The sequence below is a fragment of the Mesorhizobium sp. USDA 4413 genome (genome assembly GCF_056280365.1).
On sequence record NZ_JBVPRP010000001.1, the window covers coordinates 2,666,028 to 2,679,385 of the forward strand.

Annotated in this window: 5 protein-coding genes; 3 read left to right on the forward strand and 2 right to left on the reverse strand. The window is 65.1% G+C overall.

The features are described from left to right. Window positions 1–159 precede the first annotated feature (159 nt). On the forward strand, window positions 160–1,812 hold the full coding sequence (locus ACVMIM_RS12765) for an MFS transporter (protein ID WP_476112306.1): 1,653 nt from the start codon (window positions 160–162) through the stop codon (window positions 1,810–1,812). A 632-nt stretch (window positions 1,813–2,444) separates the two neighbouring features. On the opposite strand, the gene ACVMIM_RS12770 is transcribed toward ACVMIM_RS12765, so the two are convergent. After that, window positions 2,445–2,717, reverse strand: a complete 273-nt coding sequence (locus ACVMIM_RS12770; protein ID WP_476112308.1) for a hypothetical protein — start codon at window positions 2,715–2,717, stop codon at window positions 2,445–2,447. Window positions 2,718–3,374: 657 nt separating this feature from the next. On the opposite strand from ACVMIM_RS12770, the gene xopAD reads away from it, so the two are divergent. Next, entirely contained in the window at window positions 3,375–10,694 is a 7,320-nt protein-coding gene (gene xopAD / locus ACVMIM_RS12775) for a XopAD/skwp family type III secretion system effector (protein WP_476112310.1), read from the forward strand. Window positions 10,695–11,248: 554 nt separating this feature from the next. Here the strand turns inward: xopAD and ACVMIM_RS12780 are convergent. After that, window positions 11,249–11,602, reverse strand: coding sequence for a hypothetical protein (locus ACVMIM_RS12780; protein ID WP_131802913.1), 354 nt, complete (start codon window positions 11,600–11,602; stop codon window positions 11,249–11,251). Window positions 11,603–11,740: 138 nt separating this feature from the next. Between ACVMIM_RS12780 and ccoN the strand changes: the two genes are divergently transcribed. Further along, complete coding sequence (gene ccoN / locus ACVMIM_RS12785; RefSeq protein WP_476112312.1) at window positions 11,741–13,351, forward strand: cytochrome-c oxidase, cbb3-type subunit I; 1,611 nt, start codon at window positions 11,741–11,743, stop codon at window positions 13,349–13,351. Window positions 13,352–13,358: the final 7 nt, after the last annotated feature.

Here is a 13,358-nt window from a genome sequence, read left to right on the forward strand (position 1 = left end):
CACGGCTAGGTAGTCCTAGCAGAACGGTTTTGGTTTGAAGCAGCCACACAAAATTACCGAAGCTCGCCACCTATTATGCCCTGATCCTGCCACTCTCCACAGGCAAGTGCGCCAAAGGAGAAATCTCCAACTTAACTTCTAAAACAGAGGCTCAGCCCAATGAGCAGACTGGCTCGCGCGGACGCGGCTTCGGTTTCGTCGGCGACATTCGCGCCGCTGGAAAACCCCACGTTTCGCGCGATCTGGCTTGCCGCTCAGCTGTCCGGTTTGGGCTGGCTGTTTCAGACGGTTGCGGTCAGCTGGCTGATGGCGACCATCTCGACCTCGGACGTGATGGTCGCCCTGGTGCAGACCTCCACGACGCTTCCAGTGTTCATTTTATCGATCTTCGCGGGGGCCATTGCGGACAATTTCAGCCGCCGCCATGTCATGGCCATCGGCTGGTGCGTGATAGCCCTGTCGTCGATCATGTTGACCGCTCTTGTGGCGCTGGGATTTTACAATCCCTGGCTAATCCTTGCGTTCAGTTGCCTTGCCGGATGTGGCGCCGCCTTTACTGATCCGGCGTGGCATGCTTCCGTCGGAGACATCCTGCGAAAGCGCGAAGTTCCGGCTGCGGTCACGCTGATCTCGGTCGGCTACAACGCCATGCGAAGCATCGGTCCGGCGCTCGGCGGCGTCGTTGTCGCCTCCTTCGGACCCCTGGCCGCCTTCGCCGCAGCGACACTGACCTATCTGGCTATGCTGTGGGCCATAGGACTCTACAAATGGAGCGGTCGCTCTTCGCCTCTTCCCCGTGAGCCATTGACCACGGCCATCCATGACGGAGCGCGCTTTACGGCGCTTTCGAGAGAGATCAAGGCGGCAATCGCGCGAGGAGCCCTGTTCGGATTGACGAGCATCGCCATCCTCGCGCTTCTGCCTCTCGTTGCACGGGATCAACTCGGGGGAGGGGCAATCGCCTATGGTGTCCTGATGGCCGGATTTGGAGCGGGGGCCTTGTGCGCCGGCATCTCCAACAACGCGCTGAGACGGTCGCTGTCACAGGAGCGGCTGACAACGCTCGCATGCATCGCCTGCGCCGCCTGCTGCCTTGCCCTTGCCTTCACGCCTTCGCTGGTGGTGGCGACGATTGCCTTAACACTCGGCGGTGCAGGCTGGGTCGTCACCTGGACCGGACTGGACGTGAGTGTGCAACTGTCGAGCCCGCGATGGGTCGTTGGTCGCACGCTTTCCATCTACTCGGCCCTCGCGTCGGGCGGCGTCGCGGCCGGAAGCTGGTTGTGGGGCGTGGTGGCTGAAAGCTATTCGCTCACCCTGGCGCTGGAGATCTCTGCTGGCGCCCTCTTGTTGGTTGCTGCCACCGGATTGCTGCTTCCGATCCGCCAGTGGAAAGAGGCCGATCAGGATTCCCTTGGCTTCGAAACGCCAGCGCTCGCCCTCGACTTGAAGTCGAGAAGCGGCCCGATCGTCGCCAAGATCGAGTACTCCATACCGGAGGCCAACGTCGAAGCTTTCCTGGACCTGATGCGGGAACGCCGCCGGGTGCAGAGCCGAGCCGGGGCCCGGCACTGGAACCTCCAGCGCGACCTTCAGGAGCCCTCGCATTGGACGGAGACATTCCGCACGCCGACCTGGATGGACTACCTTCGCCTCAACCACCGCCTGACCGCGGAGGACAAGGAGGTGGACCAGCGCCTCATCGAACTGCATGCGGGAGAGCTGCCGCCCCGCACGAGGCTTGCAATCGAACGGCCGACCGGGGCGCCTCGCAGGCGGGATCAGTCCGCAAGCATCTTCTTCCGACGGTGATCGTAGCGACGCGTCGGTGATGAGTGGGCATCGAGCACTGGATTCGGGCCTGGAGCATGGCGCAGTCGGTCAACTGCCCCACTTGTGAGCATCTAAGCTAAGTTGAAATAAATGACTTGCTCGCATGAGCACTGTTCAAGATACGTCCGCCAAATCTGCTGGCGCTGAGCAGAGGAAAGCTTTTCAGCAACCCGCCGGCTTCACTATCAACATCGCGTCGGTTTGCTCCGGCGGCTCTGAGATTCTGCTCAGCTCTCATGGCGCGTCAGTTTGTTGTCAGGTCAGCCAAGCTACGTTCCGACTCAAGGGAGCAACGGTTGTGATGTTGAAGGTGATTGCGACCTCCCGACTGCGAGCGAAAGGCATTCGAGCGTCGCCCGGCTAAGGGCATGCTCGGTTTACCGATCGGACAGGGTGCTTCCTTCAGAGCTCCCGGGTTCGGTGCCCTAGGCGCGCTTTGGGGTTCCTGAGCGGCGACCATGTTGGCTCGCCTGTCGTTGCTCCACACACTTTAGGCGATGCGTTGTTGTCTGGATGGGAGACGAAGCATGACCAACATCGGCCGGGCGGGAAGATCGCGCATCGGAGACACTCCAGCCGGTGGCGCCCCGGACGGCAGGTCCCCCGCCGCATCAGAAGGTGGAAACGCGTTCAACTCGATTGTCGAGCGGATGCACCGCGAGCCGCAGGCTGGCGAAGCTTTCTCCAGCCGCGCCGCGGGCCGCGGTGATGGTACCCCGCAGGACCGGTCCGCCCGCGCCCCCATTGGTCAACCACGACTTTTCGCTTCCGCATTGCGCGGAACGGGCATGACGCGGCGCCGTTTTCCTTTGGCGCGAGACGGTGAAGCAAGCCAGGAAGAAAGCGCTTGGCGTTGTGACGGTGAGCCGGAACGCGGTGATCATGCAAGCGAAAGTTCCTACGCTCCGGTCCTGTCGCATCGACAAACCACGTCCGATAGGAACGCAGGGCCAGGAGAGCGACGTGCCGACGATGGCGTGGAAACCAACATCCGTCTCGGAAGCGAGCAGCGGTCTCATGGGCAAGGACGGCAAGCGGGTCCTTCGCGTTCCGATGCCGGATCGCGGCGCAGAGACGGCGTCACCGATAGCTCACACACCTCCGCCCCGTCGCATGGTCGAAACCCATCCGGCGTGGAGGCCAGGCCGCCACGCCGTGACGATGGGAGCGCGCGCGATAGCCGTTCCGGTTCACGGCCGCAACCGGGCCCTTCGCGTTCCGATGCCGGATCGTGGCGCAGGGATCGCGTCCCCGAAGGCTCTCGCGCCTCCGCCTCCTCGCTTGGAAAAACTCCGTCCGGCATGGCGGCCAGGCCGCCACGCAGCGACGATGGGAGCACGCGCGATAGCCGCCGCATAGATTCTCAACGGCCTGAAGGGTCGCGGCAGCAATCAGGCGCTTTGCGGGCCGAAGGCGGACCCTCGCGCCAGGCGCAGCGGTCCGGACGCGCGAACACAGCCGGATTGCCACCGCATAGACAAGCTGCCGATTTGCAAGTGGGACGGCATTCCGAAGCAGCCACGCAGCGAGTCTCTCGCGCAATGTCGAGCAATCTGTTCAACAAGGCTCTCGATGACATCGGCCGAGCTCAAGACATCGTTCAATTCTCCTGTGCGGTGGTGCGCCACAGCGGCTTGCTGCGGGACCAGGAAGAGCAGGCAGCATTCCTGCAAGGAGCCGCTGTCCAGTTCACCCGTCACTTTCTGCCAAACTGGGAGCGGGATATCCGCGAGGGAGAATCGTTTGGATATGCGACCGTAGCCAACGCAGTCAGCCGCGAACCTGGAGGTCAGCCGGGCATGCAGGCCTGCAGGGCCATGGCAGCCAAGGTATCGAGGTCTACCAGCGCCCTCGACGGTGTAGATGCTCGCGCGTTGCCGCTGTTTTCCTTGTCGTTCGGCCGATATCCCCAACTGGCGGAATGCCGCGACGGCACGGTCAGGATCGGCGAATTCTGCAGCGACAACCCAGCAGTGCTTCGCCAGCTCGACGCCCGAAACCTCGCGCTGCTGGTGAACGGCTTCAGCAAGTGGCCTGACCAGCCAGGGTGTGGCGAAGGCACTTTCGCAGTCGCTGGTGAGGTTCTTCGCCGCGCTGAGACGCAAGGGTTTTCCGAATTCAGTCCGCAGAACCTGACCAATCTGGTCAATGGCTTCAGCAAATGGCCGAAACAAGCGCAGTGTCGGGAGGCCACCGGCGCTATCGGCACCGAGGTGACGCGCCTCGCAGGCCGAGCCAAGCGGCTCTCCGATTTTGAACCGCAGGGCCTGGCGAACCTGGTCAACGGTTTCAGCAAATGGCCGAGCCAGGCGAAGTGTCGGAAAGCCACTAGCGCCATCGGCACCGAGGTGACGCGCCTTGCAGGCCGAGCCAAGCGGCTCTCCGATTTTAGCCCGCAGGGCCTGTCGAACCTGGTCAATGGCTTCGGCAAATACCCGGAAGAACAGGATTTGCGCCAAGCTGTGGCGGATATCGCCGCCGAGATCGTTGGCCGCGCCGGCAAGCTCAATAGATTTCCACATCAAGAGTTGGCCAACCTGGTGAACGGGTTCGGCAAATGGCCCGAAGAAATCGACATGCGCCATGCTACCGTTGCCATCGCCGGCGAGATCGTTGCGCGTGCCAAAGAGCTCGGCGGATTCACGGATCAACATCTGGCGAACCTGGCGAACGGTTTCAGCAAGTGGCCCGAACAGACGCGCGACGCGACGGTTTCCATTGCGGGCGAGGTCGTTACCCGAGCCGGCGAGCTCAACAGATTTGGGTATCAAGAGTTGGCCAACCTGGTGAACGGTTTCAGCAAGTGGCCTGACCAGCAGAAGACGAGCGAAGCGACCATTGCCATCGCCGGCGAGGTCGTTGCCCGAGCCGGAAAGCTCAAGGGATTTGCGAATCAAGGGTTGGCCGATCTGGTGAACGGTTTCAGCAAATGGCCGGAACAGGCAAGCACGCGCGAGGCGATGATCGCCATCGCCTCTGAGGTCAGTCGCGCCGCCAACCGATTGCGCGGTTTTCCTGGTCAGGAGCTGGCCTATCTGATCAATGGCTTCAGCAAGTGGCCGCAAGAGTCAGGCATGCGCCAGGCGGCGGTCGCCATCGCCGGGGAGGTCGCCTCCCGTGCCGACAAAATCAAGGGATTTACCCATCAGCAGCTGGCCATACTGGTGAACGGTTTCAGCAAGTGGCCGCTGGAGGAGCGAAATCGGCAGGCCACGGCCGCCCTCGGCGGGGAGGTCCTTCGCCGCGCCGATCACCCAAATGTCGGGCTCTCCGACTTTGCTCCGCTGAGCCTGGCCAATTTGGTGAATGGCTTCAGCAAATGGCGGCAAGATCCAGGCATGCGCCAGGCTGCAGCTGCCATGGCTGGGGAGATCGCTTCCGGCGTCGGCAAAATCAAGGGATTTGGTCATCAGCATCTGGCGGTCCTGGTGAACGGTTTCAGCAAGTGGCCGCAAGAGGAGCGCAATCGGCAGGCCACGGTCGCCATTGGCGAGGAGGTCCTTCGCCGCGCCGATCGCCCGGATGTCGGGCTCTCAGATTTTACTGCGCAGGATTTGGCGCTCTTGGTGAACGGCTTCAGCAAGTGGACGCAAGAGCCGGTGTGCTATCAGGCTCTGGTGGAGATCGCCGGCGGTCTCGGCCCCAAGGGCCGTCGCTTCGGCACGTTCGCGACGCCACCGCTTGCGATGATAGCGAATGGTCTGGCGCGGGGTATCCTGCAGGGCGAAGAGGCCGGGGAGGTCGCCGAACCCGCTTTGCTGAAGGAGCGGCTGCAGCAGCTGGCGCATTATCTCCACTATGCCGAGGACCGGCTGCAGCAGGCCGATGTCCTGGCCATCGCCAACATCTTCAAGGCCCTGAGCAAGGCGCAGTTGTCCGACGATCTCGGTGTGCTGGCAAAGCCGGGGCTGGACCGGCTGGAGGCGCTGCGCGCCACGCCCGCCTTCGAGCGCGACAACAACCTGGAGACAATGGGCAATCTGTGCGCCGCCCTGCTGCCGCTGGCGCGCAGCCGGCGTCCGGCGTTGCGCTGGTATCGCAGGCCGGCGCTGAACCTGCTCAACGCCATCCAGCCGGTGGTGGAGCGCAAGATCGAGGCGCATCTCGAGGCAGGCCAGGCCGAGCGCGACAGCGGCGCCAATGCAAGCCGCTGCCCGGCGCTGTCGATCTATCAGGTGCTCAAGACCCGCGCGGTGCTGGAGAAGCTCTACCGGCGCCCCTATGTCGAGGGCGACAAGCTCGCCTTGCGGCGCCGCCAGGAAGAGCTGCACGCCAAGACCAGCCAGATCCTGGACAGCGCCCGCGCTCTCATCGAGGCCGACCTTTCCAACATGAGCTGGAACGTGATCGCCGAGATCGAGGCGGAGGGGCCGCTCGACGCGCTCGACACCTTCATGGCGCAGAACGCGCCGAGCATCCAGGCCCAGCATGCCGCCGCCGTCTTCGATGTCCATGGCGTGCTTGAGGCCATGGACCACGAGCCGCGGCCGCCGCAAGGCGATGCCGGACTGATGCGGCTGCCGGTGGTCGACATGCAGGGGCGGCCGCTGCCTGGCGAAGCGGAGCTGCGCTATTCCATCTTCCACCGCCTGACATCGGGAGCTGTCAAGGTGGTTGCGGTGCAGCTGCCGGGCAAGCCGAGCGCCTTCATGCTGGCGCGCACGCTCAGCGTCGAGGGCGTGCCCTACCGCATGGACCTGTTCGGCGGCAGCAAGCTGAAGGCGCCGCAAAAGACCCTGGCCCAGCTCGCCGCCCGCCTGCCCGGCGCGGCCGACGAGGCCACCGGCGGCAAGCTTTTGGCGATCCCCTATGCCGACACGGCGCCGGGGACGGCCTTCGAGCAGCTGGCGCGGGCCTGGGCGCCGTTCAAGGAAGCCTATTACTACACCCAGCGCCGCGGCTTTGCCGCGCCGCCGGACATCGCCGGACTTGGCCCGCACGACTATGCGCTTGAAGGCGCCTTCAGGCTGTCGCTGCTGCCCGACCGCCCGGCAGGGGCAGCGCATCCCTTCAGGCTCGCCGGGCCGGACGGCCCGATCGCCTTGCGGCCGCATGACGGCTGCGGCTTCATCAGGGCCTCGCTGGCCGAGCGCATGCCGGCCATCGCCCGGGCCGTGCGCCCGGACGGCGCCGCGCCGGTGCGTGTCTTTGGCCAGGACAAGCGAACCTCGGTGCCGGCCTCGGCCCTGCAGCATTATCCGCGCAGCGCAGCGGTGGCCGAGGAGACGCGCGAGAAGGCCGAGGCCTGGCTCGGCAGCCGTAAGCAGCCTCGGCTGACGGCCGAGGAGCTGTTTCGGACCGTCACCTCGGGCCACATCGACGGCCCGGGCGCCGTCGCCGTGCCGTCCGGCGACGGACGCCTTTATGTGCCGACGCTCAAGAGCGAGACCTTGACCGGCGACGGCGGCGTGCTTGTCGGGCGCTCGCCCTACGACAAGCCGAACCTGCGTCCGTTCGCCGCCGGCCAGGTCAGGTCGGCGCGCGACGGCGACGCGACCGCGGCGTTCCTGGACCGGTGCGTGGCCTTCCAGTACAGCTTCAACGTCGCGCACAAGTCGGGGGAAAGGCTTGCCGCCGACGATCCGACCTTGTTTGCCAAGGGCATCCTGATCGTTGTGCCCGACCAGATGTGGCCGGCCGACTTCGCCGAGCGTTCGGTGGTGATGTCGGCCGAGGACGTCAAGTGCCATTCGCACTGGCTTGAGGGCAAGGACCGGGTCAAGGCCGACACCGGGCTCGACTGCGTCGGCATCCTGCAGGCGACGGAGGTGTTCGCGCCCGGCTCGCTGGTTGCGGTGCCGAGCGCCGAACAAAAGAAGCTCGACGGCGATTTCGACGGCGACACCGTTGTCATCGTCGGCGACCGGCCCAGGCTCTACGAGCATGTGCGCCAGTTCGACCAGAAGGAGCAGGCGCGCGGCCAGGCCTCGCTGAAGCCGCCGAAGTCGCACACGCCGGCCATCGAGAACGGCAGCTACCAGTTCAGCCGCTCCCGGCAGATCCTGTCGGCCACCCAGCAGGTGCTGGAGACCTACAGCTGCCTGCAGCGCAACCTCCTGGCGCAGCCGCTTGAAGCGCAACGCTGGTTTGCCGAGCGTGCCGTCTTCGGCACCTACGAGGGCATTCACCATGAGCTCAGGGCCGACATCCGCGCCCAGCTGCAGGCAGAGCGGCCGGACGGCCAGGCCATGCAGGGGCTCCTCGAGAGGGCCAGGCAGGACCGCGAGGCGGCCCGGCATCCGGTGGCCCGCGAACTGGCCGCCTTGCTGGTCAGCGAGCTCGAGGCCTGGGCCCTCCAGGGCAATGGGGAGCAGCCAAGCGCGCAGCCCGGCGTCACCGGGCCTGGCGTCAGCGCCGCCGCCGGCGCGCTGTTTCCCGAGCTTGCCGAATCCTATCCGGCGGCCGCCGACGCCAGGGAGCGCGTCGAGCTCCTGCTCGACCACTGCCGGGCGCGCATCACGCCGCGGCCCGACGGCTACAACCCGCACGATCTGCATGAAAGCGCCATCAACCTGTTGAGCGTCGGCATCAAGGTCGGCACCGACGCCTACAAGTCCGATACCGGGGCGCGGCTGTTCATGAAGAAGAGCGCCGAACTGCAGCGGCTCCTGAAGCAGATCCCGGGCCTGAAGCCGGCGCCCTATGTCAAGTCGCTGGCGGCAACGCTGCACCAGGGCCGCTTCGACGTCGACGCCAGCCTGGCGGATCTGAAGGACAATCCGACGCTGGCGGCCTCGGTCATGGAGGCCTCGATCAAGCTCGCCGCCGCCAACGGCATCCTGCCCAGCCCCTTGGACGTCGCCGCCGCCGACGACCCCGCCGCCACGATCACGCTGAGCCGCGAGCAGGCCCTGGAGCACGCCAGGCGCGCGGCCCAGCGCGCCGCGGCGGAAGAAGGCGCCATCACCGCGAACGCGCAGGCGGTCGCCGCGCTTTTGCGGCAGGCCGGCATCGACGTCTCCATGCCGCATCTCGAGCAGCGCCTGCGCGGGCGCGATTCGATGGCCGACGGGCTCACCGGCCAGAGCGTCAGCGCTGCGCCCGAGGCCCAGCTGGTCACCAATGCGGTGCGCCATGTCTTCGAGATCCCGGACGCGGCCTTGACGCGCGCCTTCAAGGCGGCCGTGCTCGCCTTCGAGGAGCGCGGCTGCAGCGAGGTCGAGACCACCAACTGGTTCAGGATGCGCACGCCGCGCTTCCTCGCCATCCGCACCGTGTTCAGCACCCCGCAGGGCTATCGCTTCGAGGTCGAGTTCCATACGCCGGCCAGCTACCAGGCCAAGCTCGCCAACCACGACCTCTACAAGCAGATCGACTGGCTGCGGCGCCACCCCGGGCCGGACGCCGAGCAAAAGGCCGACGAGCTCGTGCAGCGCGTGCAGGACAGATGCCTCGAGGTCGCCATTCCCCCTGACGCCTCCAGCATCCCCCACTGGGGCTCGGCGGGCCACAGCCGGTCGCGAGCGGCTGGGGCCTCCAGGCTGGCCACCGCCGACCGGGCAAGCCAGCCCGCGGCCGCCCGCTCGCCGCAGGCCGGCGCGATCATAGCCGCTCTCGGCATGCGCCCGGTGGTGCTGGTCGGCATGCCGTGCAGCGGCAAGTCGACCATCGGCCGCGAGCTTGCCGGCAAGCTGGGAGTGAATTTTGTCGACACCGACAAGGAAATCGTGCGCAAGCACGGCAATCTGAGCGATCTGTTCGCGCGCCAGGGCGAGGCCCACTTCAGACAGCTGGAGGCCGAAGAGCTCGCCAAGCAGCTGGAGAAGGGGCCGATCGTCATCGCAACCGGCGGCGGCGGCTTCATCGAGCCCAACAATCGAGCCCTGATCGGCGAGAAGGCGGTGTCGGTCTGGCTCGACACCAACCCGCAAGTGATCCGCAGGCGCCTCGGGAACGACACCAGCCGGCCGCTGCTGCAAGGCCCCGACGGCGAGCAGAAGCTAAGCCGCATGTTCGACGAGCGCCGGCCGTTCTACCAACAGGCCGATATCACGGTGGTCCCGCCCTCCGCAAAGGACAAGGAGAACGCCGAGCCTTGCGTGGAGGCGCTCCACGCCTACCTGTGCGGCGGCGAGGACGCAGCCGCACAGACCCCTGCCAACGAGGCGCCTGCTCCTGAGACGCCCGCCGCTGCCGAGACCCTCCCCACTGCCGGGACATCAGCCATCTCCGACGCTCCCGGCATCGCAGTCGACCTGCCACCTGGCGTTCGGCCGACCGAGCGCCAGGCAGCCGGGCTTCCCCCGGCAGCCGCTGCGGCGCATCGGCTGGCGCTTGGCGCCGCCCAATGGCTCCTGGACGACCACATCACGGCCGATTACGCGCTGCTTGGCGAGACCTTGCACGGGGCCAGTCCCGACATCGCCGCCCGGATCCGATTGGTCGAGCCTTCGGTGACCCATCTTTTGCGCATGACCCAAGACGAGGCCGAAGCGGCCGCCATCTTCCACGGCATCGCCGGCGGCGGGGGCAATTTGGCCGACGCCAGGACCGACTTCGTGTTCCTTCCCCTCAACAATGCAGCGCTTGGCGAGCAGGGCACTCACTGGTCGCTGCTGTTTGTCGATCTGCGCGGCTCGCAGCCGCTCGCCTATCATTACGACTCCTCCGGCGGCCAAAACAGCGCGCTGGCACAAGAGCTCGCCGCAAAGCTGGGCGCCCGCTTGAGGCCGGTGCTGATGGCCCAGCAGGACAACGACTATGATTGCGGCGTCTTCGTCCTCGACGCCACCCGGGCGCTGACCGCACGCCTGGCTGAAGCCGAACCGCCGACCGGCCGGCCGCTCCACCTCGACACCCTCGTCGCCGACCGCCAGGCCTTGCTGGATCGCCTCAGCCCGCTTATCGGTTCCGGTCCATGAAGCTTGCCGCCACGGCTCGGCGACACTCCGGCCTGGTTCACCAGCGGATGATGGCGATTTAAGCGGTGCCACGACCGTCACAGCGGCGCCATAGCCAACCGGCCGCGGATCGTTCAGCGGGCGGCATACAGGCGCGGGGCATCATCCGGATCCGACAGCTTCACAACCGCAGCCGGAAAGGCTTGTCGAATGGGAAGATCGGCGGGCCCGCCGCGAGTGTCTCCTTCGCGCCAGAAGTGATGACCTCGACTGCGTCGACGTCGAATGACGAGGTTGTCGCCGGGGGAGGGCGAATGTTCCCTTTCGCCATCGGGGCAGTACGGTGCCACAGATGACGGCCCGGATTGCCGGCATGGCGGCGCGATTTCATCACGCGCTTGGCTGCAACCTCCTCGGATCATGAATACGATCGCCCTACTGAGAACGAGGGGCCAAAAGCATAGCGATGGATGACCAGCCAGGGGCAATTCCAAGAAAACTGAGCAAGATTTTCCGTCCGGCGTTCCGCTGAAGGGGAGACGTGGTCATGAAATAACCTGCTGGCCAGCTCGACATCAGCGCGCCGCGGTTGAAACAGATAGCGGCCGATCGCCGGCATCGCCAGAGGCGCCCAGCGGTCCCGTCCGGTCACTGCTCGCAGCGTCGGCGACGAAGGCCTTGGCACAGATTGCCAATATTCTTATTTGGCCAGCAATGTTGCCGCGTGTCTTGATGTTGGCGATTGGCCGGGCCTCGGGGCGGTTGCGCTGCGCCAATCCTGTCAACGTCGGCAAGCCATCGGCCATACGTCGCAGACCCACGCGCGTCATCGGATTGCTCGCGATTGCCACCACGCCGCAGCGGCCCGGGGCGGGGCTTGTTTCAGTAAGCGGGCTTCGCCGTGCCGCGTTTCCTTCTTCAATCGCCACCTTCTCATCGCACCGAACTCGATGCTGCCTGAGGCAAAATCGTGCGGCTCTGACATGGATCAGGGCAAACAGGCCGCGACTGCGTAATCAATGCGCTGCGGATTGGCGTCCGCCGGAATTTCCTGATCGGGTCTTGCGATGAAATTTGGCACAGAGATCGTCCTTCTAAGCCTGTTTGCCTTTGCAGCTCTAGTCGCCGCCGGCTTCGGCGTGGACGAAGCCTTTCGCCAGCATATGTGGGTTTTGTTCTTCGCCCTGGTTGGCTTCAACGCGATCCTGATGCGCAACACCGATTTCAAGCCGGCAGCTCCGATCGACCCCGCAGCTTACATGGATGGACCGATCCGCTATGGGGCCATCGCCACGGTTTTCTGGGGCGTCGTCGGCATGCTGGTCGGCGTCGTCATCGCGCTTCAGCTTGCATACCCTCATCTCAACATCGAGCCCTCGTTCAATTTCGGCCGGCTGAGGCCGCTTCATACCTCCGGCGTCATCTTCGCCTTCGGCGGCAATGCGCTTCTGTGCACATCCTTGTATGTCGTGCAGCGAACGTCCCGAGCCAGGCTGTTCGGCGGCAATCTCGCCTGGTTCGTCTTCTGGGGCTACCAGCTCTTCATCGTCATGGCCGCGACCAGCTATCTGCTGGGCATCACCGAAGGCCGCGAATACGCCGAGCCCGAGTGGTATGTCGACCTCTGGCTGACAATCGTGTGGGTCGCGTATCTGGTCCTTTTCCTCGGCACCATCCTGAAGCGCAAGGAACCGCATATCTACGTCGCCAACTGGTTCTACCTCTCCTTCATCGTGACCATCGCGATGCTGCATGTGGTCAACAACCTGTCGATGCCGGTCTCGTTGCTTGGCTCGAAGAGCTACTCTGCCTTCTCCGGCGTTCAGGACGCCCTGACCCAGTGGTGGTACGGGCACAATGCCGTGGGCTTCTTCCTGACGGCCGGCTTCCTCGGCATGATGTATTATTTCGTGCCGAAGCAGGCGAACCGGCCGGTCTACTCCTACCGCCTGTCGATCATCCATTTCTGGGCGCTGATCTTCCTCTACATCTGGGCCGGGCCGCACCATCTCCACTACACCGCCCTGCCAGACTGGGCGCAGACGCTGGGCATGGTGTTCTCGATCATGCTTTGGATGCCCTCCTGGGGCGGCATGATCAACGGCCTGATGACGCTGTCCGGCGCCTGGGACAAGCTGCGCACCGATCCCATCATCCGCATGATGGTCGCGGCCGTCGCCTTCTACGGCATGTCGACCTTCGAAGGTCCGATGATGTCGATCAAGACCGTCAACTCGCTCTCGCATTACACCGACTGGACCATCGGCCATGTCCACTCCGGCGCGCTTGGCTGGGTGGGCATGATCTCGTTCGGCGCGATCTACTACATGGTGCCGAAACTCTGGAACCGCGAGCGTCTCTACTCGCTGCGCCTCGTCGCCTGGCACTTCTGGCTGGCGAGCCTTGGCATCGTCGTCTACGCGGCCGTGATGTGGGTCTCGGGCATCATGCAGGGCCTGATGTGGCGCGAGTACGACGAGCAGGGGTTCCTTGTCTACACCTTCGCCGAAACGGTCGCCGTCATGCATCCCTACTATGTCATGCGCGCCGCAGGCGGCGCCATGTATCTCTCCGGTGCACTGATCATGGCTTGGAACATCGCAATGACCATCTTTGGCTACCAACGTGAAGAGGATCCGATGCCGGGCTCAATCGACGCCCTCCAGCCCGCCGAATGAGGAGCCA